General features: G+C 69.2%; 22 protein-coding genes and 1 tRNA gene. 10 read left to right on the top strand and 13 right to left on the bottom strand.

Annotated elements, in window-relative coordinates; translation table 11 throughout:
* Positions 1-160 precede the first annotated feature (160 nt).
* The 10 genes from AC1DFU_RS14620 to gloB form a co-directional block, all read right to left on the bottom strand.
* Positions 161-583 carry a RidA family protein gene (locus AC1DFU_RS14620; protein ID WP_441590503.1) on the bottom strand — a complete coding sequence of 141 codons (423 nt, stop codon included), beginning with the start codon at positions 581-583 and terminating at the stop codon, positions 161-163.
* A 12-nt stretch (positions 584-595) separates the two neighbouring features.
* The gene (locus AC1DFU_RS14615) at positions 596-1,021 is read right to left on the bottom strand and encodes an acyl-CoA thioesterase (RefSeq protein WP_441590504.1); all 426 of its coding nucleotides are present in this window, start codon (positions 1,019-1,021) and stop codon (positions 596-598) included.
* Positions 1,018-2,730, bottom strand: coding sequence for an AMP-binding protein (locus AC1DFU_RS14610; protein WP_441590505.1), 1,713 nt, complete (start codon positions 2,728-2,730; stop codon positions 1,018-1,020). Before AC1DFU_RS14610 ends, AC1DFU_RS14615 begins: the two co-directional genes overlap by 4 nt.
* A 25-nt stretch (positions 2,731-2,755) precedes the next feature.
* Positions 2,756-3,937, bottom strand: coding sequence for an acyl-CoA dehydrogenase family protein (locus tag AC1DFU_RS14605; RefSeq protein WP_441590506.1), 1,182 nt, complete (start codon positions 3,935-3,937; stop codon positions 2,756-2,758).
* Positions 3,938-3,962: 25 nt separating this feature from the next.
* Positions 3,963-4,814, bottom strand: a complete 852-nt coding sequence (locus AC1DFU_RS14600; protein WP_092289825.1) for an enoyl-CoA hydratase family protein — start codon at positions 4,812-4,814, stop codon at positions 3,963-3,965.
* A gap of 34 nt (positions 4,815-4,848) precedes the next feature.
* Positions 4,849-5,655 (bottom strand): SDR family NAD(P)-dependent oxidoreductase, encoded by an 807-nt coding sequence (locus AC1DFU_RS14595; protein ID WP_441590507.1) that lies wholly within the window; start codon positions 5,653-5,655, stop codon positions 4,849-4,851.
* 2 nt (positions 5,656-5,657) lie between these two features.
* On the bottom strand, positions 5,658-8,036 hold the full coding sequence (locus AC1DFU_RS14590; RefSeq protein ID WP_441590508.1) for a bifunctional salicylyl-CoA 5-hydroxylase/oxidoreductase: 2,379 nt from the start codon (positions 8,034-8,036) through the stop codon (positions 5,658-5,660).
* A gap of 140 nt (positions 8,037-8,176) precedes the next feature.
* On the bottom strand, positions 8,177-10,069 hold the full coding sequence (locus tag AC1DFU_RS14585; protein ID WP_441590509.1) for a propionate--CoA ligase: 1,893 nt from the start codon (positions 10,067-10,069) through the stop codon (positions 8,177-8,179).
* Positions 10,070-10,254: 185 nt separating this feature from the next.
* Positions 10,255-11,961: a transglycosylase SLT domain-containing protein gene (locus AC1DFU_RS14580; RefSeq protein WP_441590510.1), complete on the bottom strand. Its 1,707-nt coding sequence runs from the start codon at positions 11,959-11,961 to the stop codon at positions 10,255-10,257.
* A 177-nt stretch (positions 11,962-12,138) separates the two neighbouring features.
* The gene (gene gloB / locus AC1DFU_RS14575; RefSeq protein WP_092289835.1) at positions 12,139-12,939 is read right to left on the bottom strand and encodes a hydroxyacylglutathione hydrolase; all 801 of its coding nucleotides are present in this window, start codon (positions 12,937-12,939) and stop codon (positions 12,139-12,141) included.
* Between the two features lie 10 nt (positions 12,940-12,949).
* Here gloB and AC1DFU_RS14570 point away from each other — a divergent pair, with 10 nt between their 5' ends.
* The 5 genes from AC1DFU_RS14570 (at position 12,950) to AC1DFU_RS14550 (ending at position 15,593) form a co-directional block, all read left to right on the top strand.
* Positions 12,950-13,744: a class I SAM-dependent methyltransferase gene (locus AC1DFU_RS14570; protein WP_092289837.1), complete on the top strand. Its 795-nt coding sequence runs from the start codon at positions 12,950-12,952 to the stop codon at positions 13,742-13,744.
* A 16-nt stretch (positions 13,745-13,760) separates the two neighbouring features.
* A complete protein-coding gene (gene rnhA, locus AC1DFU_RS14565) occupies positions 13,761-14,198 on the top strand; it encodes a ribonuclease HI (protein ID WP_092289838.1) in 438 nt (145 codons plus the stop codon).
* 28 nt (positions 14,199-14,226) lie between these two features.
* Positions 14,227-14,952: a DNA polymerase III subunit epsilon gene (gene dnaQ / locus AC1DFU_RS14560; RefSeq protein ID WP_092290837.1), complete on the top strand. Its 726-nt coding sequence runs from the start codon at positions 14,227-14,229 to the stop codon at positions 14,950-14,952.
* 116 nt (positions 14,953-15,068) lie between these two features.
* Positions 15,069-15,143 (top strand) — tRNA-Val (locus tag AC1DFU_RS14555).
* Between the two features lie 126 nt (positions 15,144-15,269).
* Positions 15,270-15,593: a YnfA family protein gene (locus AC1DFU_RS14550; RefSeq protein WP_092289840.1), complete on the top strand. Its 324-nt coding sequence runs from the start codon at positions 15,270-15,272 to the stop codon at positions 15,591-15,593.
* A gap of 7 nt (positions 15,594-15,600) precedes the next feature.
* Here the strand turns inward: AC1DFU_RS14550 and AC1DFU_RS14545 are convergent, their stop codons facing one another.
* From AC1DFU_RS14545 to AC1DFU_RS14535, 3 genes are all read right to left on the bottom strand, one after another.
* On the bottom strand, positions 15,601-17,226 hold the full coding sequence (locus tag AC1DFU_RS14545; protein WP_441590511.1) for a rhodanese-related sulfurtransferase: 1,626 nt from the start codon (positions 17,224-17,226) through the stop codon (positions 15,601-15,603).
* The gene (locus tag AC1DFU_RS14540) at positions 17,223-17,855 is read right to left on the bottom strand and encodes a cysteine dioxygenase family protein (RefSeq protein WP_092289844.1); all 633 of its coding nucleotides are present in this window, start codon (positions 17,853-17,855) and stop codon (positions 17,223-17,225) included. The genes AC1DFU_RS14545 and AC1DFU_RS14540 overlap by 4 nt, the downstream gene beginning before the upstream one ends.
* Positions 17,856-17,983: 128 nt before the next feature.
* On the bottom strand, positions 17,984-19,204 hold the full coding sequence (locus AC1DFU_RS14535) for an acyl-CoA dehydrogenase family protein (protein ID WP_441590512.1): 1,221 nt from the start codon (positions 19,202-19,204) through the stop codon (positions 17,984-17,986).
* 201 nt (positions 19,205-19,405) lie between these two features.
* Between AC1DFU_RS14535 and AC1DFU_RS14530 the strand changes: the two genes are divergently transcribed.
* The 5 genes from AC1DFU_RS14530 to AC1DFU_RS14510 all read left to right on the top strand — a co-directional run bounded on the left by AC1DFU_RS14530 (position 19,406) and on the right by AC1DFU_RS14510 (position 24,650).
* A complete protein-coding gene (locus tag AC1DFU_RS14530) occupies positions 19,406-20,497 on the top strand; it encodes an LLM class flavin-dependent oxidoreductase (protein WP_441590513.1) in 1,092 nt (363 codons plus the stop codon).
* 77 nt (positions 20,498-20,574) lie between these two features.
* Positions 20,575-21,609 carry an ABC transporter substrate-binding protein gene (locus tag AC1DFU_RS14525; protein ID WP_092289849.1) on the top strand — a complete coding sequence of 345 codons (1,035 nt, stop codon included), beginning with the start codon at positions 20,575-20,577 and terminating at the stop codon, positions 21,607-21,609.
* Positions 21,610-21,613: 4 nt separating this feature from the next.
* On the top strand, positions 21,614-22,666 hold the full coding sequence (locus AC1DFU_RS14520) for an ABC transporter permease (protein WP_441590514.1): 1,053 nt from the start codon (positions 21,614-21,616) through the stop codon (positions 22,664-22,666).
* Positions 22,660-23,472 (top strand): ABC transporter ATP-binding protein, encoded by an 813-nt coding sequence (locus AC1DFU_RS14515; RefSeq protein WP_092289852.1) that lies wholly within the window; start codon positions 22,660-22,662, stop codon positions 23,470-23,472. Before AC1DFU_RS14520 ends, AC1DFU_RS14515 begins: the two co-directional genes overlap by 7 nt.
* Positions 23,472-24,650 (top strand): c-type cytochrome, encoded by a 1,179-nt coding sequence (locus AC1DFU_RS14510; RefSeq protein ID WP_441590515.1) that lies wholly within the window; start codon positions 23,472-23,474, stop codon positions 24,648-24,650. The genes AC1DFU_RS14515 and AC1DFU_RS14510 overlap by 1 nt, the downstream gene beginning before the upstream one ends.
* The last annotated feature ends 56 nt before the right edge of the window (positions 24,651-24,706 follow it).

The following is a 24,706-nucleotide window of genomic DNA, read 5'->3' as shown; positions in this document are numbered from 1 at the left end:
CGCGCGGATGGGGCGGCGGAAGGTGGAATACGGTAGGCGCTAGGGTGAAGGGTTCTGAAAGCGAAACTTTCGAATTATATCCCGCCGTGCCCAATTTCTCAAGTTTTCAAGGACTTGCGATGGCAAGCCCTGCCGTGATCGGTTATATACAGCGCCGCCACTAACCTGCCGACACGTCCGCCGGCACCACCGCCGTGACCTCGATCTCCACCTGGGCGCGCGGCTCCACGAGGTCCGCCACCTCCACCGCCGTCATCGCCGGGAAGTGCCGGCCGATGATTTCCCGATAGTGCTGACCGATGTCCTTGTACGCGCCCACGTACGCGGCCTTGTCCTTCACGTACCAGGTCATGCGCGCGATGTGCTCGGGGCGAGCCCCGCCCGCCGCCAGCACCGCAACGATATTGCGCAGGGTCTGCGCGACCTGCAGCGCGAAGTCGTCGGTCTCGAACTCGCACTGGGCATTCCAGCCGATCTGACCGCCGACGAAGATCAGGCGGCTGCCTACCGTCATCTCGGCGAGGATGCCGTTGGCGTAGCCCCGGGGCGGTGCCCAGTCGGGCGGTTGCAGCGTTTTCAACATATGACGATCCGGTTATGCGTGGGGATGAAGGAAACGCGCCATCGCGATGCGTACCCGGTCGGGCAGCGGCGTTGGCGTCATGGTTTGGGTATCGACGCAGACGAGCCGCTGGCCCACGGTCAGGCGCGTCTCGCCGTCCGGCCCGGCGAAGCGGGTGTCGATGGCGAAGCTGGTCCGTCCGATGTGCGTCACACGCAACTCGCGGGTCAGCAGTTCGCCCAGCCGGCTCGGCGCGGTAAAGCGGCATTGCAGTTCGGCGGTCGGCACGCCGGCGTGGCCGGCGAGGTGCATGGCGTCGAACGGCCAGTCGAGCCCATCGGCGAACCAGTCTTCGATGAAGTCGTTGAGCATCTCGAAGTAGCGCGGATAGAACACGATGCCGGCCGTGTCGCAGTGCTTGAAGCGCACCCGCACCGTGTTGCGGAACACGTCACTCATGGCTTGGTGCCTTCCGCGCCGGTCTCGGCGGTCTCGGTCGCCAGCTGGCGCAGCCGGAACCGTTGCAGCTTGCCCGTCTCGGTGCGCGGCAGCGCGGCCACGAACTCGATCCGGCGCGGGTATTTATAGGGCGCGATCTCGCGCTTCACGTAGGCCTGCAGCGCGGCGCGCATGGCGTCGCCGGGCTCCACGCCGGGGCGCAGCACCACGTAGGCCATCACCACCTGCCCGCGCTCCGGGTCCGGCGCGCCCACCACGCCGCACTCGGCCACGGCCTCGTGGCGCATCAGCGTGCCTTCCACCTCGGGTCCGGCGATGTTGTAGCCGGCCGAGATGATCATGTCGTCCGAGCGCGCCTGATAGAAGTAGTAGCCATCGGCGTCGGCCAGGAAGGTGTCGCCCGGCAGGTTCCAGCCATCGCGCACGTAGTTGGTCTGGCGCGGGTCGTCCAGGTAGCGGCAGCCCGTGGGCCCGCGCACGGCCAGCTTGCCGACCGTGCCCGGCGGCACCGGCTGCATGGCTTCATCGACGATGCGGGCCTCGTAGCCCGGCACCACGCGGCCCACCGCGCCGGGGCGCACGTCGGCGCCGGCGCTGGAGATGAAGATGTGCATCATCTCGGTGCCGCCCAGCCCATCGGTCATCTCGATGCCGGTGGCCGCCTTCCACGCCTGGCGCGTGGCGTCCGGCAGTGCCTCGCCGGCGGAGACGCTTTTCTTCAGGCTGGACAGGTCGAACTGGGGCGCCAGCGTCGCCATCTGGCGATAGAAGGTCGGCGCCGTGAAGACAATGGTGGCGCGATGGTCCTGGATCAGCTTCAGCAGCGTCTCGGGCGTGAGCTTCTCGGCCAGCGCCGTGCTCGCCCCGATCCGCAGCGGAAAGCACAGCATGCCGCCCAGCCCAAAGGTGAACGCCAGCGGCGGCGTGCCGCAGAAGATGTCGTCCGCCGTGGGCTTGAGCACATGGCGCGGGAACAGGTCGCACATCGCCAGCACGTCGCGGTGGAAGTGCATCGTGCCCTTGGGCTGGCCGGTGGTGCCGCTGGTGAAGGCGATCAGGCAGGTGTCGTCGGCAGCGGTGTCGCAGGCGGTGAAGGTGTCGGGCTTGCTGGCCAGCGCCGTCTCCAGCGCGTCCGGGCCGGCGCCGTTGAAGTAGCGCACCGTCTTCAGGCTGGGGCAGAAGTGCTCGCCGCCGGCCAGCCGGTTGGCGTCGAGTTCGGCCTGGAGCCGGGCATCGCAGAGCGCCGCGCCCACCTCGGCTTTGTCGATGACCTGCTTCAGCTCCTTCGCGCGCAGCAGCGGCATGGTCGGCACGGCGATCAGCCCGGCCTTGAGCGTGGCCAGCCAGCAGGCCGCCATCATCAGGTTGTTCGGCCCGCGCAGCAGCACGCGGTTGCCGGGCACCAGCGCCATGTCTTCCACCAGCACATGGGCAATGCGGCTGACCAGCGCGGCCAGTTCGGCATAGGTCACGGTCTCGATGCGGCCGTCGCGCTCGTGCCGAATGGCCACGCGGGCGCCCTGCCCGGCTGCCACGTGGTGGTCCACCAGCGCCTCGGCGGCGTTCAGCCGCGCCGGATAGGTGGTGTCGGCGTTGAAGCGGAATTCGGGCCATTGCTCGGGCGGCGGCAGGCGGTCGCGAGCGAAGGTGTCGACCACGGTATCGCGCGTGGAAGTGGAAGCGGCGGTGGCAGGGGCGGGGGCGACCATGCTTGTCTCTCCTGTTTTCGTCGATTTACGACCGGCTGCGCTCGGCCGCGGCCAGCGTCTCGCGCGCGATGATCAGCTTCTGCACCTCGGTGGCGCCCTCGTAGATCCGCAGCGAGCGGATCTCGCGATACAGGCTTTCCACGCGCGTGCCGACCTTCACCCCGAGCCCGCCGAACATCTGCACGGCACGGTCGATGACCTGCTGGGCGTTCTCGGTGGCCACCATCTTGGCCATGGCTGCCTCCCGGGTGGTGCGCACGCCGCGCACGTCGCGCAGCCACGCGGCACGGTAGGTGAGCAGCGCGGCGGCATCCACCGCCGTGGCCATGTCGCCGATGGCGGCCTGCGTCAGTTGCAGGTCCGCCAGCACGCCGCCGAACATCGGGCGGCTGGTGGCCCGCGCCAGCGCATCGTCCAGCGCCGCGCGGCCGAAGCCCAGCGCAGCCGCCGCCACCGAGGCGCGGAAGATGTCGAGCGTCATCATCGCCACCTTGAAGCCCTGCCCCGCCTCGCCCAGCCGCTGGCCCACGGGCACGCGGCAATCGTCGAATTGCAGCGTGGCCAGCGGATGCGGGGCGATCACGTCGATCCGCTCGGCGATGCGCAGGCCCGGCGTGTCGGCATCCACCACGAAGGCGGTGATGCCGCGCGCGCCCGGCGCCTCGCCGGTACGGGCGAACACGCAGTAGAAATCGGCGATGCCGCCGTTCGAAATCCACGTCTTGCTGCCGTTCAGCGCGTAGTGGCTGCCGTCCTCGGACAACCGCGCGCTGCATTGCATCGCCGCCACATCGGAGCCGGCTTCGGGCTCCGACAGCGCGAACGCGGCGATGGCCTCGCCGCGGGCCACGCGCGGCAGGTAGTGGGCGCGCACGGCGTCGCTGCCGGCCAGCGTGATCGCACCCGAGCCCAGCCCCTGCATCGCGAAGGCGAAGTCGGCCAGCCCATCGTGGTGGGCCAGCGTTTCGCGCAGCAGGCACAGCGCGCGCGAGTCCAGCGCCGGCAGCGCGCCGCCATGGGCGGCCGGCACGCAGTAGCGCAGCCAGCCGGCGTCGCCGAGTTGCCGCACCAGCGCGCGGCAGGCGGCGTCCGTATCGGTGTGATCGACGTGGGCCAGCGCGGTGCGGCACCACGCATCGAGGTCACGCTCCAGCGCCCGGTGCGCATCGTCGAAAAACGGCAGGTCGATGTAGGTCTTGTCGCTCATGGATGCTCCCCGGCCTCAATCAGCCTCAATCGCCCTCGAATACCGGCTTCTGCTTCGCCACGAAGGCGTCGTAGGCGCGGCGGAAGTCCTTCGTCTGCATGCAGATGGCCTGCGCCTCGGCCTCGGCCTCGATGGCTTCGTCCAGCCCCATGTTCCATTCCTGATGCAGCAGCTTCTTGGTCACGCCATGGGCAAAGGTCGGCCCCGCCGCGATCTGGGCGGCCAGCGTCTGGGCAGCGGCCAGCACGGCGTCCGGCGCGTGCAGCGCGTTGAAGAAGCCCCATTGCTGGCCTTCCTCGGCGGTCATCGCGCGACCCGTGTAGAGCAGCTCGCTCGCCCGGCCCTGTCCGATCACGCGCGGCAGCAGCGAGCACGCGCCCATGTCCGCGCCGGCCAGCCCCACGCGCACGAACAGGAAGGCCGTCTTCGCCTGCGGGGTGCCGAGGCGCAGATCCGAGGCCAGCGCCATCATCGCCCCGGCCCCGGCGCAGATGCCGTCGATGGCGCTGATCACCGGCTGCGGGCAGGCGCGCATCGCCTTGACCAGGTCGCCGGTCATGCGGGTGAAATCGAGCAGCTCGGGCATGCTCATCTTGGTGAGCGGGCCGATGATCTCGTGCACATCGCCGCCCGAGCAGAAATTGCCGCCCGCGCCGGTCACCACCACGGCCTTGATGTCGGTGGCGTAGCAGAGACCGCGGAACAGGTCGCGCAGCTCCGCGTACGAATCGAAGGTCAGCGGGTTCTTGCGCTCTGGCCGGTTCAGCGTGATGGTGGCCACCTTGCCGTCGCCGGACACCGTCCACAGGAAGTGCCTGGGCTGGTAGTCGGCAAACGGGCGCTTGTGGTGGTGCATGTGCAGTGCGATCTCGCTCATGGGTTGTCTCTCTCCCTCTCGAATTTGTTCGATGTCAGCCGGCCATGACCTCGCCGCCCGCCACGGGCACGGCCTGCCCGGTGATGGCGGACGCCGAGGGGCGGCACAGCCACGCCACGGCATCGGCCACCTCGTCCGGCTGCACCAGCCGGCGCTGCGGATTGCGTGCGGCCAGTTCGGCCCGGGCCTCGGCCTCGGTGCGGCCGGTCTTGCCGACGATATTCGCCACCGCGTCGCGCACGATGTCGGTTTCGGTGTAGCCGGGGCAGACCGCGTTGACGGTGATGCCCTTGGCGGCCAGCTCCAGCGCCAGCGCCCGCGTGAGGCCGATCACGCCGTGCTTGGCCGCGCAGTAGGCGCTGACGTAGCCGTAGCCGATCAGCCCTGCCGTGCTCGCCACGTTGACGATGCGCCCCCAGCCCGCGTCCAGCATCGCCGGCAGCGCGGCCTGCGTGCACAGGAAGGTGCCGGTCAGGTTGACGTCGAGCATGCGCTGCCACAGCGCGAGATCAGTCTTGCCGAACGGCGCGCTGTGCGCCTGCCCGGCGTTGTTGACCAGCACGGTGATGGCGCCGCGCGCCTCGGTGGCGGCGGCAAAGGCGGCTTCCACGCTGGCGGGCTCGGCGATGTCGGCGCACACGGCGCCCACCGAGGCGTCGCCGAGCCGGTGCGCCTGCAGCGCGGTGACGGTGGCGTCGAGCGTGGCAGCGTCGCGGCCCAGCAGCGTCACGCTGGCCCCTTCGCCCAGTAACTGACGCGCGATGGCGGCCCCGATGCCGCGTCCGCCGCCGGTGACGAGCGCGTGCTTGCCAATCAATGATGGCGATGGGGATAGGCTCATGGTCACTTCCCCGGCGGCACGCCGGCCGTGGCCGCCGCGCGCTCCATATTGGTTTCGAGCTGGCGCTTGCCGGCCACGTACTGCTTCGGCCAGGTTACGTTTCGGAAGCCGAGCCGCGCGGCCTCGTGCAGCGTCCAGGCCGGGTCGGCCAGATGCGGGCGGGCAATCGCGCACAGGTCGGCCCGGCCCGCTGCGACGATGCTGTCCACATGGTCGGCCTCGAAGATGGCGCCGACGGCAATCGTCGCAATGCCAGCCTCGTTGCGGATGCGGTCCGCGAACGGCGTCTGGTACATCCGGCCATAGACGGGCGCCTGATCGGGGCTGACCTGCCCGGAAGAGCAGTCGATCATGTCCGCGCCGGCCGCCTTGAACGCGCGCGCGATGGCCACCGCGTCGTCGGCGGTAATGCCGCCCTCCACCCAGTCGTGCGCGGAAATCCGCACCGACATCGGCCGCTCCGCCGGCCAGACCGCGCGCACGGCGGTAAAGACTTCGAGCGGAAAGCGCAGCCGGTTCGCCAGCGTGCCGCCATAGGCATCGGTGCGCAGGTTGGTCAGCGGCGAGATGAAGCTGGAGAGCAGGTAGCCGTGGGCGCAGTGCAACTCCAGCCAGTCGAAGCCCGCCTCCGCCGCGCGGCGCGCGTTGGCCACGAAGTCATCGCGCACCTGCGCCATGTCGGCGGGCGTCATCTCGCGCGGCATCTGCGAGATCCCGGGCAGATAGGGCAGCGGCGACGCGGAGATCAGCGGCCAGTTGCCCTCGGCCAGCGGATAGTCCATCTTCTCCCAGCCCAGTTGGGTCGAGCCCTTGCGGCCCGCATGGCCCAGCTGGATGGCGATCTTCGCGTCGCTGTTGGCGTGGACGAAATCGACGATCCGGCGCCACGCATCGCGCTGGGTGTCGTTCCACAGCCCGGGGCAGCCCGGCGTGATCCGCGCGTCCGGGGACACGCAGGTCATCTCGGCCACGACCATGCCCGCCCCGCCCAGCGCCCGCGCGCCCAGGTGCACGAGGTGGAAATCGCCCGGCACGCCATCGACCGACGAATACATCGCCATCGGGCTGACCACCACGCGGTTCTTGAGGGTGACGCCGCGCACGCGGTACGGCGTGAACATCGGCGGCAGGCCGTGTTGGGGATCGGCGGCGCGCAGGTGCAGCGTCTCGGGCGGCACGCCGGCCTGGGCGGCCAGCCATTGTTCGAAGTCCGCCACGTAGCCGGCATCGCGTACACGCAGGTTCTCGTGGGAGATGCGCTGCGAGCGGGTGAGCAAGGAGTAGGCGAACTGCTCCGGCGCGAGGCTGTCCGCGTAGCGCTCCACGTTCTCGAACCATTCCGTGGAGTTGCGCGCGGCGTTCTGGATCTTGAGCACCTCCACGCTGCGAGTGGCCTCATAGTGCGTCAACGCCTCGGGCAGGCCGTCGATGCCGCCGTGCGCGCGTCCGATGGCGTTGGCGAGGTCGATTGCATCCTCCAGCGCCAGCTTGGTCCCCGAGCCGATCGAGAAATGCGCCGTATGCGCCGCGTCGCCCATCAGCACGACCGGCACCCGGCGCCCATCGTCCAGCGTGTTCCAGTGCACCCAGCGATGGCAGATCACACGCGGGAAGCGAATCCAGTTGGCCGAGCCGCGCAGGTGGGTGGCGTTGCTGATGAGCGGATGGCCGTCCAGATGGCGCGCGAACAGGCGCTCGCAGAAGGCCACGCCCTCTTCCTGGCTCATCTGCTCGATGCCAGCGTCGCGCCAGACGCGCTCCGGGGCTTCGACGATAAACGTGGACGTGGTGTCGTCGAAGCGGTACGCGTGAGCCTGGAACCAGCCGTGCTCGGTCTTCTCGAACGCGAACGTGAAGGCGTCGAACAGCTTGTGCGTGCCGAGCCAGACGAAGCGGCACTGGCGGGTGTCGATGTCCGGCGCGAAGGTCTCGGCGTAACGCGTGCGGATGCGGCTGTTGATCCCATCGCAGGCAATCACCAGATCGGCGCCGTACTGGCGCGCCAGCGCCTGGTCATCGGCCACATCGGTCTCGAACACGAGCCGCACGCCCAGCGCCTCGCAGCGCGCCTGGAGGATGTTCAGCAGCCGCTTGCGGCCGATGCCGATAAAGCCGTGGCCGCCCGAGCGGATGGTGCGGCCGCCGATATGGATGTCGATGTCGTCCCAGTGGTTGAACGCGGCGTCGATCTCGCGCGCACTCACGGGGTCGGCCTGGCGCAGGTTCTCGAGCGTGGCATCGGAGAACACCACGCCCCAGCCGAACGTGTCGTACGGCCGGTTGCGCTCCACCACCACTACGTCGTTGGCGGGGTCCTGCAGCTTCATCAGCAGCCCGAAATACAGGCCCGATGGCCCACCACCAATGCAAAGCACGCGCATAGGGTCGCCTCACTACATCATGGTTAAATATTTGATGCTTAAAATATTAGGCCGCATGGGAAGTCGTGGCAAGCGAAATCTGCGCGGTCGAAGGATGCCTCCCCGAGCCGTGCAGACTTCGCCCCTATATATATAGGCAGTCAGCCCGCCATGGCGGTCTTGACCTGCTCAAGTGCTGTGGGATCCTCAATTGTGGTCAGGTCGCCGGGGTCGCGGCCCTCGGCCACGGCCTGGATCGCGCGGCGCAGCAACTTGCCGGAACGCGTCTTGGGCAGTGCGTTGACGAAATAGACCCGCGCCGGCCGCGCCACCGCGCCCAGTTGCTGGTCCACCGTCTTCATCAGCTCGCCCTCCAGCGCCTGGCAGTCCGCCGGCGTAGCGGTGCGCGCCGCGTCACGGGCGATGCAGAACGCCATCGCCACCTGCCCCTTGAGCGCGTCCTGCACGCCCACCACGGCCACCTCGGCCACGCCGGCGTGCGAGGACAGGCTTTCCTCGATCTCGCGCGTGCCCAGCCGGTGCCCCGCCACGTTGATCACATCGTCGGTGCGGCCCAGGATAAAGACGTAGCCGTCTTCGTCGCGCACGCCCCAGTCGAAGGTCGAGTAGCACTGGCGATTCGGCACGGCGGACCAGTAGGTCTTCACGAAGCGCGCGTCGTCGCCCCAGATCGTGCTCATGCAGCCCGGCGGCAGCGGATAGTCGATGGCCACCACGCCCTTCTGGTTCGGCGCGCATTCCTCGCCGGTCACCTCATCCACGATGCGCAGGTCGTAGCCATAGGCCGGTACGCCGGGGGAGCCGAGCTTGGGCGGCAGCGGCTCCACGCCGCGCTGGATGGCGATGATCGGCCAGCCGGACTCGGTCTGCCAGTAGTTGTCCACCACGGGCTTGCCGATGCCGTCCTGGATCCAGCGCGCGGTAGGTTCGTCCAGCGGCTCGCCGGCCAGGAACAGCAGCCGCAGGCTGGACAGGTCGTGGCGCCGCAGCAGCGCCGGGTCCTGCTTCTTGAGCACGCGGATCGCCGTGGGCGCGCTGAACATGATGTTCACGCCGTGCTCCGCCACGATCTGCCAGAGGATGCCGCCATCGGGCCGGATCGGCGTGCCTTCGTACATGACCGTGGCCATGCCCGCCAGCAGCGGCGCGTAGACGATGTAGCTGTGCCCCACCACCCAGCCGATATCCGATGCCGTGAACATCGTGTCGCCGGGCTTGCCGCAGAAGATGTATTCCATCGACGTGGCCAGCGCCACCGCATAGCCGCCGGTGTCGCGCTGCACGCCCTTCGGCTTGCCGGTGGTGCCGGAGGTGTAGAGCACGTACGAAGGCTCGCTCGACTCCAGCCAGGCGCAGGGCACCACCTGCCCGGCCACGCGCTCGCGCCAGGCGGCGTAGTCCTCGTCGCGGCCAGCGGTGACCGGCATGTCCGCGAGGCCACGATTGACCAGCAGGACCTTGTCGGGATGATGGCCGGCCAGCCGGATCGCCTCGTCCAGCAACGGCTTGTAGGGCACCACCTTGCCGGCGCGGGAGCCCGCGTCGGCGCTGACGATCACGCTCGGCTTGGCATCGTCGATGCGCGCGGCGAGGCTCACCGAGGCAAACCCGCCGAAGACCACCGAATGCACGGCGCCGATGCGGGCGCAGGCCAGCATCGCGAACATCGCCTCGGGAATCATCGGCATGTACACCAGCACGCGGTCGCCCTTGCCCACGCCGAGCCCCTGCAGGATGGCGGCCATGCGCTGCACTTCGTCGTGGAGCTGGGCGTAGGTGTAGACGCGCTGCTGGTCCGTCTCCGTCGACACGTAGATCAGCGCGCGCTGGCCGGCGCGGTCCGCCAGATGGCGGTCGATGGCGTTGTGGCAGAGGTTGGTGCGCCCGCCGACGAACCAGCGGGCGAAGGGCGGCCGGCTGTCGTCGAGTACCGTTTCGAAGGGCGTTTCCCAGTCGATCCGCTTCGCCTGTTCCGCCCAGAACCCCGCCGGGTCGGACAGCGATCGCGCATGCAGGGCACGGCTTGCCGTCATGGTGTGTCTCCTCCGCCTTATCCGGCGTGTCTTTGGTCGACGGCCAGTGTGCCAGCGCGTGCGGCGCCGGTCTATCGGGGGAAATGGGGTGAAGCTCGGGGTGAAGCTCGGGGTGAAGCTGGGGGGGAAGACTGCGGGGAAAGAGACGCCGCGCCGCCATGGAAGGGGCGCGGCGTCTCCCGGTCTCAGTGGACCTTGCTCTTGCTGCTGGCGCTGGCCTTGGGCGCCGGCGACGGCTTGGCCTCGCGCACGACCTTGGCCGGCGCGGCCTTGGATGCGGGCTTGGCCGCGCCCTTGCGCGGGGTGGCTTCCACCACCACGCGCTTGCGCGGCTCGGCCTTCTCGGTCTTTTCCGCCTTGGCGGACTTGTTGACGGTGTGGCCCTTGGGCTCCGGCTTGCCACGGGTGGCGGCACGCACCGGGGTGTCGTCATCGTCGTCACGCGCGACGCGGGCGGCGGCCGGCGAGTTGGGCCGCACCATCAGCACGAGGCTCTGGCCCGCCACGAGCTTGCTGCCCGACAGCTTGTTCCACGACTGCACCTGGCGCGGCGAAACACCGTAGCGGCGCGCCACCGACACCACCGTGTCGCGGCGGCTGGCCCGCACGACGATGCGCTTGGCATCGGGCACATCCGGCTCCACGGACAGCATCGCCGTGTCCACCAGCGAGGCGCTGATGTCCTGGTCATGCCGCTCCGAGCGCGGAATCATCACCGTCGAGCCAGCCTTCAGGCGCATGCCCTTGGGAATGCGGTTGATCTCACGCAGCGTGTCCGCATCGACATTGAGCCGCGCGGCCAGCGACTCCACGCGCTCGCGGCTGTCCACGGTCACCGCCGTCCAGCTCGACAGCCCGCCCCGGTACGTATTGAGGTTGAACTGGAAGCGCTCGGCGTTATCGAACGGCAGCAGGATCTGCGGATTGGCCGCGCCGAGGATCACCGGGCGGTTGAACGAGGGGTTCAGCGCCTTGAACTCGTCCAGCGGCATGTTGGCGAGCTTGGCGGCCAGCGCCACGTCGATGTCCCGCGAGGTGGTCACCGTGACGAAATACGGGTGATCGGGGATCTCGGGCAGCTTCACGCCGTACGCGGCCGGGTTGGCGATGATGTTCTTCACCGCCTGCAGCTTGGGCACGTAGTAGCGCGTCTCGTTCGGCATGGTCAGGCTGGCGTAGTCCGTGGGCAGCCCGCGCGCCTGGTTGCGCGCGATGGCCCGCGACACGGCGCCCTCGCCCCAGTTATACGCGGCCAGGGCCAGGTGCCAGTCGCCGAACATGTCGTACAGGCGCGAGAGATAGTCGAGCGCGGCATCCGTGGAAGCCAGCACATCGCGCCGCTCGTCGCGGAACATGTTCTGCTTGAGGTTGTAGGACTTGCCCGTGCTCGGGATGAACTGCCACATGCCGGCCGCCTTGGCCGTGGATTCCGCCTGCGGATTGAACGCGCTCTCCACGAACGGCAGCAGGGCCAGTTCCGTGGGCATCTTGCGCCGCTCCAACTCTTCCACGATGTGGTACAGGTAGCGGCTCGACCGCCCCACCATCCGCTCCATATAGTCAGGGCGTGCCGCGTACCACTGGGTGCGGTCGTCGACCAGCGTGCCCTCGAGGTCCTGCATGGCAAAGCCACGGCGAATGCGGTCCCAGATATCGTTCGACGGGCCGCGCAGCCAGTCGAGGCTGACCTGGTCCACGTTGACCACGGTGGTGCTGGCCAGCGAGCCGGCCTTGCCGGTGCTGTTGAGCGTATTGAGCGGGTCCTTGGGCGGACCGGATTCGAGGGCGGTCGTCGTGCCGGCCATCTCGCCGGCGGGCGGGGTGGGTGTGCTGGCGCAGGCTGCAACCAGCGCCGCACACGCAACTACCGCCAGAAATCGACCAAATTGCATGAATTTCTCTGAAGTGACGCCAAAAAAAGGTGGCCCGATCCTATGGAAAAGCCCCGTTGGCGTCAATGAGATTTTCCCGCGATCGGCCGATCTGCCGGCCTGTTTCGGACAAATTCGATGTCCTTTTCGATCCCTCCCCGCGCGCCGGCCCGGGGTCAGCGGAAGCCCTGCGCCCGCTCAGCGGAAGTTGTCCTTCCAGCCGCGCAGCGCGCCGAAAGCCGCCGCGTCGGTACTCATATCCGCCCCCTGGGCCTGGACGGCCCGGCGCACTGCCGGCTCGCGCGAGCGCAGGAACGGATTGACCGCGCGCTCGTGCGCCACGGTAGTCGGCACGGTGGGCGTGCCAGCTTCGCGCAGCGCATCCACGCGGGCCGCCCAGGCGGCGAGGTCCGCATTGGCCGGCTCCACCGCCTGCGCAAAGCGCACATTGCTGCGCGTGTACTCGTGGGCACAGTAGACGCGGGTGTCGCCCGGCAGCGCGGCGAGCTTGTCCAGCGAGGCCAGCATCTGCGCCGGCGTGCCCTCGAACAGCCGCCCGCAGCCGCTGGCGAACAGGGTGTCGCCGCAGAAGACCACCGGGCCGGCGCCGGGCAGGTCGCCCGCATAGGCCACATGGCCGGCGGTGTGCCCCGGTACGTCGATCACCCGGAAGGTGGCAGCCGGATGGCGCAGCGTCACCGTGTCGCCCTCGCGCACCGCCTGGGTGCGGTGGCCGATACGTTCGCCGGCCGGCCCGACCACCGGCACCGGGGCGCCATCGGGCCCCTTGGGATGGTCCGCCAGCAGGTCCGCCACCCCACCCTGGTGATCGCCATGGTGATGGGTGATTACAATAGCGCCCAGTGCCAGCCCGCGCTCGGCCAGGAATCGCGCCACGGGCGCAGCCTCGCCGGGGTCGACGATGGCGGCGCTATGCCCGTCATGGATCGCCCAGATATAGTTGTCCTGGAATGCGGGGATTGGCTCCACTTTCAACATGAGTGCTCCTATGTCCAACCGACCGATTATAGATTGGGAAGAATGGCTCGCCTCGCCGCCCGGCCAGTACGTGCTGGAATGGGAGTCGCGCCAGTACGACCAGGTCGTGGCGGACATCTTCGGCTATCACGCCGTGCAGATGGGCCTGCCCGCCATCGACACGCTGCGCGAGAACCGTATGCCGTTCTCGGCACTGGCGCTGGACGGCCGCGCCGGCCCCCACGGCCCGCGCGACGCCCATCCGGACGCCCGCCAACTGTTGTGCCGCTTCGACGAGCTGCCGTTCGACACCCAGAGCATCGACCTCGTCACCCTGCCCCACATCCTGGAATTCTCGGAAGATCCGCACGAAGTGCTGCGCGAGGTCTCCCGCGTGCTGATGCCCGAAGGCCGCATCGTGGTGACCTGCTTCAACCCGATGAGCCTGTGGGGCGCCCGCCAGGGCCTGAACCGGCTCGGCGCCCTGCCCTTCCTGCCCAGCGACGCCCAGACCATGGGTTTCGTTCGCATCAAGGACTGGCTCAAGCTGCTCGGGTTCGATATCATTCGCGGCCGCTTTGGCTGCTACTGCCCGCCCTACCGCACCGAGCGCTGGCTGCAACGCAGCGCGTTCATGGAGAAGGCCGGCGACCGCTGGTGGCCCATCTTCGGCGCCGTCTACATGATCTCGGCGGTCAAGCGGGTGAAGAACATCCGACTCGTCGGCCCGGCCTGGAAAAGTCCGAAATCCGCGCTGGCGCCAGTCTCCGCCCCGGTGGCCACGCCCACCGGCACGCACGGCAAGACGCCGCGCGACCATCGCTGAACCCATCGACCACGCCATGCAAGAAGTTACGATTTACTCCGACGGTGCCTGCAAGGGCAACCCCGGCCCCGGCGGCTGGGGCGCCGTGCTCATCGCGGGCACCCATGAGAAAGAACTGTTCGGCGGCGAGAACCCGACCACCAACAACCGCATGGAGCTGATGGCCGTGATCGAGGCGCTGCGCTCCCTGAAGCGTCCGTGCGTGGTCCAGGTCTATACGGACTCGCAATACGTCCAGAAAGGCATCAGCGAGTGGATCACCGGCTGGAAGGCGCGCGGCTGGAAGACGGCCGACAAGAAGCCGGTGAAGAACGCCGACCTGTGGCAGCAACTCGACGAAGCGCGCCAGCCGCACACCATTTCCTGGCACTGGGTGCGCGGCCACAACGGCCACCCGGGCAACGAGCGGGCCGACGCGCTGGCGAATCGCGGCGTGGCGTCCATCGCCGTGTAACCACCCCGTCTCCGTTAGAATGCCCGCCATGCGACAGATCGTTCTCGACACCGAAACCACCGGCCTGAACCACGCCACCGGCGATCGCCTGATCGAAATTGGCTGCGTGGAACTGGTGAACCGGCGCCTGACCGGCCGCCACCTGCACTACTACGTCAACCCCGAGCGCGACATCCACGAGGACGCCATCGCCGTCCACGGCATCACGCTCGATTTCCTGGCCGACAAGCCGAAATTCGCCGAAGTCGTCCACGACATCCGCGAATTCGTGCAGGACGCCGAGTTGATCATCCACAACGCGGCGTTCGACCTGGGCTTCCTCGACATGGAATTCCAGCGGCTGGGCCACCAGCCCTTCCGCTCGCACGCCGCCAACGTGATCGATACGCTGCGCGAGGCACGCCAGATGTTCCCGGGCAAGCGGAATTCGCTCGATGCCCTGTGCGACCGCCTCGGCATCAGCAACGCCCACCGCACCCTGCACGGCGCCTTGCTGGACGCGGAACTGCTCGCCGAAGTCTACCTGGCCATGACGCGCGGCCAGAACTCGCTGGTCATCGACATGCTCGACGCCGGCCCCCACGGCGCCGGCGCCCAGGCCGCGGCGGACCTCTCCGCCCTGACCCTGCCCGTGCTGCTGGCCACCGACGACGAAGTCACCGCCCACATGGGCGTGCTGAAGGAGCTCGACAAGGCCAGCGGCGGCAAGACCGTCTGGCAGGACGCCGCCGAAGCGACGCCGACGCTGCAGTAACCCGCGAAGTTTTTCGCGGAATGCCGAAAAAAGGGCTTTACAAGATACTGCGGCATCTGCATAATCTCGTTTCTCCACTGCACGACGTCACGCAACAACGACGCCGACGCAGCAAGGGGTGGTTAGCTCAGCGGTAGAGCACTGCCTTCACACGGCAGGGGTCACAGGTTCAATCCCTGTACCACCCACCAGAATACGGTGACCAAAAAGGATCTGAGGCGAAAGCCCAGGTCCTTTTTGCTTTGGGGCGCCGCCGAAGTTGGATTCACGGTGCCCTCTGGCACAATCGCGCCATCCCGTCCGCTTTCCCTCCCTAAATGCTCCGCCTCACCCTTCTCTTCGCCATCACCGCTGTTGCCGAGATCGTCGGTTGCTACCTACCGTGGCTGGTGCTCAAGCAGGGGAAGAGCGCGCTGCTGCTAATCCCCGCCGCAATTTCCCTCGCCCTGTTCGCCTGGCTGCTAACCCTCCACCCCACCGCTGCCGGGCGGACGTATGCCGCCTATGGCGGCATGTATATCGTCGTGGCGCTGGTGTGGTTGCGGGTGGTGGATGGGGTGCGGCTGACGAGTTGGGATGTGGCCGGCGCGGTGGTGTGCCTTGCCGGCATGGCGTTGATTGCGTTGCAGCCGCGGGCTTAGCCCGTCGTCAAACCACCTCGAAGAAGTGCGTGCCGTCGCGGTCGAGTTGGGCGATGAGGCCGAATTCCCAGTCGAGGTAGGCCTGCATGGCGGCCGATGCGTTGTCGGTGCCTTCGTACGGGCGGCGGTAGCGGTCGGTTCTCGGCACGGCCAGGCGGGTTTCGCCGGATTCCAGCGGCAGGCCAGCGTCGATCCAGGCCGTGGTGCCACCTTCCAGCACCACCACCTGCGCCGATGTGAGCCGCTTCAGGTCCGCCGCCGCAAAGCGGGCGAGCTGGCTGGTGCCGCAGGTCAGCACATAGCGTTTTGCCGGAGGGATCGTCGCCAGCGCCTGCGCCAGTTGGGCGCGGATGGCAAACCAGGCGCCTGGGATATGGCGCTTGACGTAATTGGCGCTGGCCGTCACGTCGAGCACGGCGATGTCGCCCTCGCTCGCATCCTCTAGCCATTTCGCGAGTTCGGCTGGCGAGACGGAATCGACGGCATCCGCTTCCGGCACCAGCGCCGCCGACGTGCCGCGCTCGCTGCGAGCATGTTCGCCCGCCGGCTCCACCACGAATACTTCCCAGCCCATCTGCGCCAGCCACGAAGCCGTCATGTCGGCGCGCACGCCGTGGTCGTCGTCGGCCAGCACGATCCGTGCGCCGCGCACCGGGGCGCTGTGGTCGGTTTCCTGCACCAGCTGGCCGCCCGGCGCGCTGGCGAAGCCCGGCAGGTGGCCATCGGCGTATTCCTCGGGCGTGCGGACGTCGAAGCGGTACAGCGTCCGCCCCGGCTGGGCCAGCGTCGCCACGGCGTCGTGGGCAATCCGTTGCACGCCGGCCTTGTCGGCAATCGCCCGGGCGCCGCTACGGGCCCGCTCGCAGTGGGCGGCGTCCACCGCCACCGGCGCGCGCCGGCTGGCGCCGTGGTCGAGGGTCTGCCCCGCCAGCGTCCAGCCGATGGTGCCGTTGCGCAGCGCCGCCACCGGGTTCGGCAGGCCGGCATTGATCAAGGATTGCGTGCCGATGATGCTGCGCGTCCGGCCCGCGCAGTTCACGATGACCCGCGTCTGCGGGTCCGGCGCCAGTTCCCGCACGCGCAACACCAGTTCCGCGCCGGGCAGGCTGGTGGCCGTGGGGATGCTCATGGTCTGGTATTCGTCGAAGCGGCGCGCGTCCACGATGACCACATCGGCACGTTCGTCGATGAGCGCCTGCACTTCCTGCGCGGCCAGTGACGGCGTATGGCGCTTCGCCTCCACCAGCTCGCCGAACGACTTGCTCGGCACATTCACGTCGCGGAACACCTCGCCGCCGGCGGCGATCCAGGCCGCCAGCCCGCCGTCCAGCCGCGACACATCCGTATAGCCCAACCCGTGCAGCACCGCCGCCGCGCGCGGCGCCAGATCCTCACCGGCATGCTCGCCATAGACGACGATCCGCGTGTCGCGGCGCGGAATCCGTCGCCACGCTTCCAGTTCGAGCTTCGAGAGCGGGAAGTTCGCCGCCCAGAGCGGATGCTCCTGGGCGTAGGGGTCTTCCTCGCGCACGTCGATCAGCGCGATCTCGGCGCGGCCGAGCAGCGCCTGCCGCACGGACAGGCTGGAGACGGCGGGAAACACGGCGGGAATGACGGAGGGCAAAGCGGTCATGACGAAACGGGTTCCTTCGATCGATCCCAGGGATTGGGCAGGGTGGAATTGGAATAGCCGGAGATAAACGGCTTGCGCTCGCCCGCCTCCGGGTAGACGTGCCGCCGCACCGCGCCGATATTGGCGCCGTACACGTGGATGCTGATGGAGACGCGGTCCTCGTAGGCGTTGTGCACACGGTGGATGTCCCCCACCGTGGGCGACACCGCCTCCACGTGGCCCGGCTCCAACCGCGTGGCCGCGCCGTCCAACTGCGGGCGGCCTTCGGCATCGATCCGGTACGGCTGCGAATACTCGGCCCCGCGCAGCATGCCGATCAGCCCCCAGACCGTGTGGTCGTGGATGGGCGTGCGCTGCCCCGGCCCCCAGACAAAGCTGACGATCGAGAACCGCTCGGCGGAATCGCAATGGAGCAGGACCTGCTGGTAGTACTCAGGGTGCGGCTGGGCGAAGGCGTCGGGCAGCCAGTCGTCGCGCGCCACCAGCGTGGCGAGCAGCGCGCCGCCTTCGGCCAGGATGCGGGGCTCATCGGGCTGCTGGTCGAGCAGCGCCGAGAGACCGGTGATGAACTCGCGCAGCGGCGTGAGCGTACGCGCTGGGTGCGTGGGGTGTGTCAGGGCGTCGTGCATCCCGTGTCTCCTCGGTGGTCCGCGCGGTGATCCCGTTCGGTGGGCCGTCTGTGGATGGCGACGATCGCTGCGGCCCTGTCTCGAACAGCGGCCTTAAACATAGCACGAAGCCATCGTTCCGATATGGGTCAACCGGCCAGCGCGGCGCGGCCGGCGGCGGTCAGGATGGCGTCGTTCTGCGGCGTGTGGATGCGGCTGCAAAGCACATCGCGATAGTGCCGTTCGAGCGGATTGTTGCGGCTCAGGCCGTGATTGCCCGACAGCTGCAGCGCCAGCTCCACCGCCCGGATCGCATTGCCGGTGACGGTGTACTTCAGCAGCCCGCTGTCCGTCGCCGAGGCCAGCGTGCCGGCATCGGCCCGCGCGGCGGCATCGTCGAGCAACACCTGGTTGGTACGGAGCAGCGCGGCGATCTCGCCGATGGTCTCCTGCACGCGCGGCAGGGTGGCGAGCGGCGCACCCAGGCTGCCCGGCGCGCGGTCCTGCACGAAGCTGCGGATCCAGTCGAAGCCGGCCCGCGCCACGGCGTCGTAGAGCGTGCCGAGCAGGCCCACCATCCACGCCTGCTGGTCGGCATTGGCGTCCACGTCGGCCTGGCTGGCCCCGGCTGGCGCCCAGGCCTCGGGCCGGCGGATGTCCACCGCATGGTCGAGCGGAATCCACACGTCCTCGAACACGGTTTCATGGCTGCCGGACGCGCGCAGGCCGAGGTGATTCCAGCTCTCCACCACGCGGATGCCCGGCGTGTCGGCCGATGGCTTCGGCACCAGGAAGATGCCCACGCGCGGCTCCGGCTCGTGCGTGCGGCCCCACACGGCCAGCCAGCGCAGCGCCGGAATGCCGGTGGTGTAGAGCTTGTGGCCGCGAATGCGCCAGCGGTCGCCAACGCGCGTGGCGACGGTGCCCGGCAGGCCGCCGCGCGCCGGCGAGCCGAGTTCCGGCTCCACGCGCAGCGAGTTGATCAGCGCGCCCTCTTCCACCGCGCTGGCGAAGACCTCGCGGCGCACCACCTCGGGCCAGCGCGAATCGGCCCGGCCGATGGCGCGATGCTGGAGATAGGTCATGGTCAGGACAAGCGCCGTGGCCGGGTCGCCGGCCGCCACGGCCGCGATGATCCGGCGTGCCTCCGCCAGCCCCGCCCCACCACCGCCGTAGTCGCGCGGCACCACCTGGGCGATCAGGCCATGTTCGTGCAGCAGCTCGAAGTTCGCGTGCGGGAAGCTGCCGTCTGCGTCATGGCGCGCGGCGGTGGTAGCCAGCCGGGCGGTCAGCGTCGCCAGCAACTCGGCCAGCCGGGGCTCGCTCGCAGGCAGGCGGCGCAGGGTGGTACGCGGGGAAGTCGAAGCCATGATGGGGGATCTCGGGAAAGCATCGTGCGATGAGTGCCGCATAGCGTACCGCGCGCCCGCCGCGCCGATAACGACGCATATCGCATATCGAGCGACGGTTTCTGCCGCATATCGAGCCGCGTTTTTATTCGTTTGGGGCCACCGCCCGCCGGGCGTACTTTGCTCGTCATTCCTGACACCGCCCGCAAGGAGGCCCGCGCCATGAGCGTCGATTTCATCGGCATGATCCAGAGCCAGAAGCAGTCCGAGATCCATCCGCCCTCGGGCCCCGTGATCGACCGCGACTATGTGCGCGCGTTCGCCCAGGCCCATGAGCAGGCCGGGTTCGACCGCGTCCTGGTGCCGCACCACTCCACCGGCCCGTCGGCCACGCTGACGATTGCCTACGCGGCGGCCGTGACCGAGCGCATCCACTTCATGCTGGCGCACCGCCCCGGTTTCACGGCGCCGACGCTGGCGGCGCGCCAGATCGCCACGCTCGACCAGTTCAGCGGCGGCCGGCTGGGGGTGCACTTCATCTCGGGCGGCTCCGACAGCGAGCAGGCGCGCGACGGCGATTTCCTCGATCACGACCAGCGCTACGCGCGCACGGACGAGTACCTGGGCATCCTGCGGCGCATCTGGACCGAGGACAAGCCGTTCGACCACGACGGCGAGTTCTACCGCTTCACGCAGGGCTTCTCGGAGGTCAAGCCGGCCCAGAAACCGCATGTGCCGATCTACTTCGGCGGCGCGTCCGAGGCGGCGCTGACCGTGGCGGGCAAGCATGCCGATGTCTACGCGCTGTGGGGCGAGTCGCTCGACCAGGTGCGCGAACTGACTACCCGCGTGCGGGCGGAAGCCGCCAAGCACGGGCGCGAGGTGCGCTTCTCGGTGTCGTTCCGCCCGGTGCTGGCGGAGACCGAAGAGAAAGCGTGGGCGCGTGCCGACAACATCCTCGAACGGACCCGCGCGCTGCGCGTGCAGGCCGGCTACAGCCGGGGCGGCCCGCAGCAGAGCGAAGGCGCGCGCCGCCTGCTGGCCGCCGCCGAACAGGGCGATCGCGTGGACCAGCGCCTCTGGACCGCCATCGCCCGCGAGACCGGCGGCCGCTCCAACTCCACCGGGCTGGTCGGCACGCCCGAACAGGTGGCGGAGGCCCTGCTGGCTTACTACGACGTCGGCGTGACCACCTTCCTGATCCGCGGCTTCGACCCGCTGGAGGACGCCATCGACTACGGCCGCGAGCTTATTCCACGCGTACGGGAGCTGGTGGCACGCCGCGATGCGGAAGCCAGCCGCAAGGCCGCCTGAGGCCGCCTGAGGCCGCCTGAGGCCACCTGCGCCTGCGCCTGCGCCCAACAACAACGAAAACGGGGAGTTTCCACACCATGAGCCAATCCAACGAATCGAATCCGCCCAACCTGCCGCAGCCCAACACCCGCCGACGCGGCGTGCTGCGGCTGGCCGGCAGCGCCGCCCTCGCCGCCCCGGCGCTGATCCTGGGCCGGCAGGCGTGGTCGGCGCCGCGCAAGCTCACCTTCGCGTGGAACCAGAATTCGTTCTGCCTGACGCCCATCGTGGTGGCGCAGGAGCGCGGCTTCTTCGAGAAGAACGGCCTGCAGGTGGATCTGATCAACTACAGCGGCTCCACGGACCAGCTGCTGGAGTCGATTGCCACCGGCAAGGCGGATGCGGCGGTGGGCATGATCCACCGCTGGCTCAAGCCGCTGGAAGCCGGCTTCGACGTCAAGATCATCGGCAGCTCCCACGGCGGCTGCGTGCGGCTGGTGGGGGCCAAGGCGGCGGGGGTGACCAACCTCCAGGCGCTCAAGGGCAAGACCGTGGGCGTGAGCGACCTGGCCGCACCAGGCAAGCACTTCTTCACGATCCTGCTGGCCAAGAATGGCATCGACCCCGACCGCGACATCACCTGGCGCCAGTACCCGGCCGACCTGCTCGGCGTGGCCGTCGACAAGGGCGAGATCCAGGCGATTGCCGATGGCGACCCCAATCTCTACCTGCTGGAGAAACGCACCAACGGCGCCTACGTGGAGCTGGCCACCAACCTGACCGGCGAGTACGCGCGCAAGGTCTGCTGCGTGGTCGGCGCCCGGGGCGATCTGGTCCGCAACGACAAGCCGGCCGCCGCCGCACTCGCGCGGTCCATCGTGCAGGCCACGGATTTCGTCAACGAGAACCCGAACGAGGCCGCGAAGATCTTCGCCAAGTACTCGCCCAAGATCAGCCCGGACGATCTGCGCAAGCTCTACGCCACGCTGACCTACACCCACCACCCCACCGGCGTGGACCTGCAGGAGGAAATCGCCTTCTATGCCGACGACTTCCGCAAGATCGGCGTGCTGAAGAAGTCCACCGACGCGAAGCGGCTGGCGCAGCACGTCTACGCCAACGTACTGGGATGATGCGATGACCACAACGAGTCCCTCCACGCTCGACACCCGGCATGCCTCGCTCGCCGCCAACGCGCCACGCCAGGCCGCCGTGGCCCGGCCGGGCCGCCTCTGGCCGACCGGCCTCCTGGCCGCGCTGGCCTGGGCCGCGTTCGGCGCCATCACCTGGCGCTGGCCGAACAAGGTGGCCGGCTTCACCGACTGGGCCTACACCGAGGAACTCGGCATCGCCGCGCTGGTGGTCGCTGCCGCGCTGGCCGGGCTGGCGCTGGCGGGATCGCGCCTCCCCCCGCTGCACCGCATGCTGGCCACCCTGCGCCCCACCGGGCCGTGGCTGGTGGCGTTGCCGCTCGGCTTCCTCGGCTGGGAAATTCTCACCGCCAAGGCCGCGCTGCTGCCCACGCCGTTCTTCGCGCCGCCGCAGGCCCTGATCGAGGTCTATGTGGATGACTGGCGCCGCCTGGGCGACAGTGTCGTCAACACCATCCGCCTGCTGGGGCTGGGCGTGGCCTATGGCGGCGTGGCGGGCTTCCTGATCGGCGTGTCGATTGGCTGGTCGCGGCGCATCGGCTACTGGGTGCACCCGGTGCTGCGCGTGCTGGGTCCGCTGCCCTCCACCGCCCTGCTGCCGCTGACCTTCTACTTCTTCCCGTCGAGCTACTCGGCCGCCGTGTTCCTGATTGCGCTGGCCACCGCGTTCCCCGTGGCGGTGCTCACGTGGTCCGGCGTGGCGAGCGTCAACAAGAGCTATTACGACGTGGCGCGCACGCTGGGCGCCTCCGGCTGGTTCCTGGTGCTGCGCGTGGCGATTCCGGCCGCGCTGCCGCAGGTCTTCGTCGGCCTGTTCATGGGGCTGGGCGCGTCGTTCTCTGTGCTGGTGACCGCCGAGATGATGGGCGTGAAGTCCGGGCTGGGCTGGTACCTCACCTGGGCGCAGGGCTGGGCTTCGTACGTGAACATGTACGCCGCGCTGATCGTGATGGCGCTGCTGTTCTCGAGCGTCATCACGCTGTTGTTCGCCGTGCGCGACCGCGCGCTCTCGTGGCAGAAAGGAACTGTGAAATGGTAGCCGTGCTGGAACGTGAACCCGTGGCGGAAGCACCGGCAGCCCAGGCCAGCGCCGGGGCCCGCATCGACATCCGCAACGTCAGCCATGACTTTGGCGATGCCGGCCAGCGCCTGCCCGTATTGGACAACGTGAACCTGAGCGTGGCGCCCGGCGAGTTCGTGGCGCTGCTGGGGCCGAGCGGCTGCGGCAAGTCCACGCTGCTGCGGCTGGTGGCGGGGCTGGATGCGCCCACGTCCGGCCAGATCCTGCAGGACGGCACGCCGATCACCGAGCCCGATCCGTCGCGCATCGTGGTCTTCCAGGACCCCACGCTCTTCCCGTGGCGCCGCGTGCGCGCCAACGTGGCGCTCGGCCTGCAGGCACGCGGCATCGCCCGGCAGGAGGGGCATCGCGTGGACGAGGCGCTGCGGCGCGTGGGGCTGGAAGCCTTCGACCGCGCGTTTCCGCACCAGCTCTCCGGTGGCATGGCGCAGCGCGTGGCGCTGGCCCGCGCGCTGGTCAACGACCCGCGCCTGCTCGTGCTCGACGAACCGCTCGGCAAGCTGGACTCCCTGACGCGCCTGACCATGCAGAGCGATCTCGTCGAACTGTGGCAGCGCGCGCGGTTCTCGGCCCTGCTGGTCACGCACGATGTGGAGGAGGCGCTGTTCCTGGCCCAGCGCGTGATCGTCTTCAGCCAGCGGCCGGCGCGCATCACGGCGGAGATCGTGGTGGACCTGCCCTACCCGCGCCATCGCGGCGATCCGCGCCTGACTGCGCTGCGGCATGAAGCGCTGCGCCATCTGGGGCTCGATGCCAGCTGGTGATGGGTGCTTCGGTCTGGCTCAACAACCTGCTGGCGGGGCTGCAGGCGGCGCAGCTTGCGCTGCTGCGGCTCTGCCACGCGCTGGGCCTGACGGGCGATAGCCACGGCCAGCCGGCGTGGCCGTGGGCACGGCGCATTGCCGGCGAGACGCTGCTGATCGATCCCGGGCTGGCCCGGCAACTGGCGTGGAGCCTCGTGGCGATGGCATTCGCGCTGCTCGCGCTGATGTTGGCGCTGGCATGGCGACGGGGCCGGCTGGCCTCGTTCGGCGCCGGCGCGCTCGCCCTGATCCTCGCTCCATGGCCGGCGCCCGACCTCGTCCTCGGCCCCGCCGCCCCCACCAGCTTCCACGTCAGTCCTACCCCCTTCGCCGTGGCCTCCATCGCGCGGGGTGAACGGGTCTATACCCGGCACTGCGCGGCCTGCCATGGCGACGATGGCCGGGGCGAGGGGCCGCTGGCGGCGTCGCTGTCGCGCTGGCCGCCGACGCTCGCCGGCCCGCTGCTGGGCCGCCGCGCCGATGGCGAACTGTTCTGGCATATCGTGGCCGGCATGCGGGGCCGCGACGGCCAGCCGACCATGCCCACGTTCGGCGCCACGCTGAGCGACGCCGATGTCTGGGCCGTCATCGACTATATGAAGGCGCTGTCCGCCGGCACCGGCGCGCGCCTGCAGGGGACGTGGCCCACGGCGCTGGCCCTGCCGGACATGCCCGTGCAATGCGAAGGCGCGGCGCCCCGCTCGCTGGCCGACTGGCGCGGGACGCAGCGGGTGCGGCTGGTGGCCGTGGATAGCCGCGCGGCGCTGCCGATGGAGGACCCGCGCTTCCTGACCCTGCTGGTGACGCCGGATGGCCACGCGCCCGCCGAGGTGCCGCAGTTCCGGGCCGGCTGCGTCGCCGCCGCGTCCGAGGCGTGGGCGGTGATGGCGCGCATTGCCGGCGTGTCCCCGGCGGCCTTGCCGGGCACCGCCCTGCTGAGCGACCGCCAGGGCTGGCTGCGGGCCCGAGGGGCGCCGGGGCAGGCCGCGTGGCGCGAATCGGACCTGCTGTGCACGTCCGGGGGACCGCGCCAGTCTCCGGATCCATCGGTCGATGCCCCCGTCGATGGCCTGACCGCCCTGCTGCTGCGCATGGACGCCGAGCCGGTCCGCTTCGTCAAGGGCGGCTTCGTCCATTAGCCCAAGGGCTTTGCACTTTCAGAATCGTCTCAAAGACAGCAGCGGTCGCCGTGCTT

This window comes from Cupriavidus sp. 10L45 (assembly GCF_056395225.1).
The sequence above is the reverse complement of the archived record's forward strand: the minus strand, read 5'-3'. Positions and strand labels throughout refer to the sequence as shown.

Coding starts and splice junctions, on each gene's coding strand:
- AC1DFU_RS14620 (WP_441590503.1), bottom strand. CDS start 583: ATGTTGAAAACGCTGCAACCGCCCGACTGGGCACCGCCCCGGGGCTAC.
- AC1DFU_RS14615 (WP_441590504.1), bottom strand. CDS start 1,021: ATGAGTGACGTGTTCCGCAACACGGTGCGGGTGCGCTTCAAGCACTGC.
- AC1DFU_RS14610 (WP_441590505.1), bottom strand. CDS start 2,730: ATGGTCGCCCCCGCCCCTGCCACCGCCGCTTCCACTTCCACGCGCGAT.
- AC1DFU_RS14605 (WP_441590506.1), bottom strand. CDS start 3,937: ATGAGCGACAAGACCTACATCGACCTGCCGTTTTTCGACGATGCGCAC.
- AC1DFU_RS14600 (WP_092289825.1), bottom strand. CDS start 4,814: ATGAGCGAGATCGCACTGCACATGCACCACCACAAGCGCCCGTTTGCC.
- AC1DFU_RS14595 (WP_441590507.1), bottom strand. CDS start 5,655: ATGAGCCTATCCCCATCGCCATCATTGATTGGCAAGCACGCGCTCGTC.
- AC1DFU_RS14590 (WP_441590508.1), bottom strand. CDS start 8,036: ATGCGCGTGCTTTGCATTGGTGGTGGGCCATCGGGCCTGTATTTCGGG.
- AC1DFU_RS14585 (WP_441590509.1), bottom strand. CDS start 10,069: ATGACGGCAAGCCGTGCCCTGCATGCGCGATCGCTGTCCGACCCGGCG.
- AC1DFU_RS14580 (WP_441590510.1), bottom strand. CDS start 11,961: ATGCAATTTGGTCGATTTCTGGCGGTAGTTGCGTGTGCGGCGCTGGTT.
- gloB (WP_092289835.1), bottom strand. CDS start 12,939: ATGTTGAAAGTGGAGCCAATCCCCGCATTCCAGGACAACTATATCTGG.
- AC1DFU_RS14570 (WP_092289837.1), top strand. CDS start 12,950: ATGTCCAACCGACCGATTATAGATTGGGAAGAATGGCTCGCCTCGCCG.
- rnhA (WP_092289838.1), top strand. CDS start 13,761: ATGCAAGAAGTTACGATTTACTCCGACGGTGCCTGCAAGGGCAACCCC.
- dnaQ (WP_092290837.1), top strand. CDS start 14,227: ATGCGACAGATCGTTCTCGACACCGAAACCACCGGCCTGAACCACGCC.
- AC1DFU_RS14550 (WP_092289840.1), top strand. CDS start 15,270: ATGCTCCGCCTCACCCTTCTCTTCGCCATCACCGCTGTTGCCGAGATC.
- AC1DFU_RS14545 (WP_441590511.1), bottom strand. CDS start 17,226: ATGACCGCTTTGCCCTCCGTCATTCCCGCCGTGTTTCCCGCCGTCTCC.
- AC1DFU_RS14540 (WP_092289844.1), bottom strand. CDS start 17,855: ATGCACGACGCCCTGACACACCCCACGCACCCAGCGCGTACGCTCACG.
- AC1DFU_RS14535 (WP_441590512.1), bottom strand. CDS start 19,204: ATGGCTTCGACTTCCCCGCGTACCACCCTGCGCCGCCTGCCTGCGAGC.
- AC1DFU_RS14530 (WP_441590513.1), top strand. CDS start 19,406: ATGAGCGTCGATTTCATCGGCATGATCCAGAGCCAGAAGCAGTCCGAG.
- AC1DFU_RS14525 (WP_092289849.1), top strand. CDS start 20,575: ATGAGCCAATCCAACGAATCGAATCCGCCCAACCTGCCGCAGCCCAAC.
- AC1DFU_RS14520 (WP_441590514.1), top strand. CDS start 21,614: ATGACCACAACGAGTCCCTCCACGCTCGACACCCGGCATGCCTCGCTC.
- AC1DFU_RS14515 (WP_092289852.1), top strand. CDS start 22,660: ATGGTAGCCGTGCTGGAACGTGAACCCGTGGCGGAAGCACCGGCAGCC.
- AC1DFU_RS14510 (WP_441590515.1), top strand. CDS start 23,472: ATGGGTGCTTCGGTCTGGCTCAACAACCTGCTGGCGGGGCTGCAGGCG.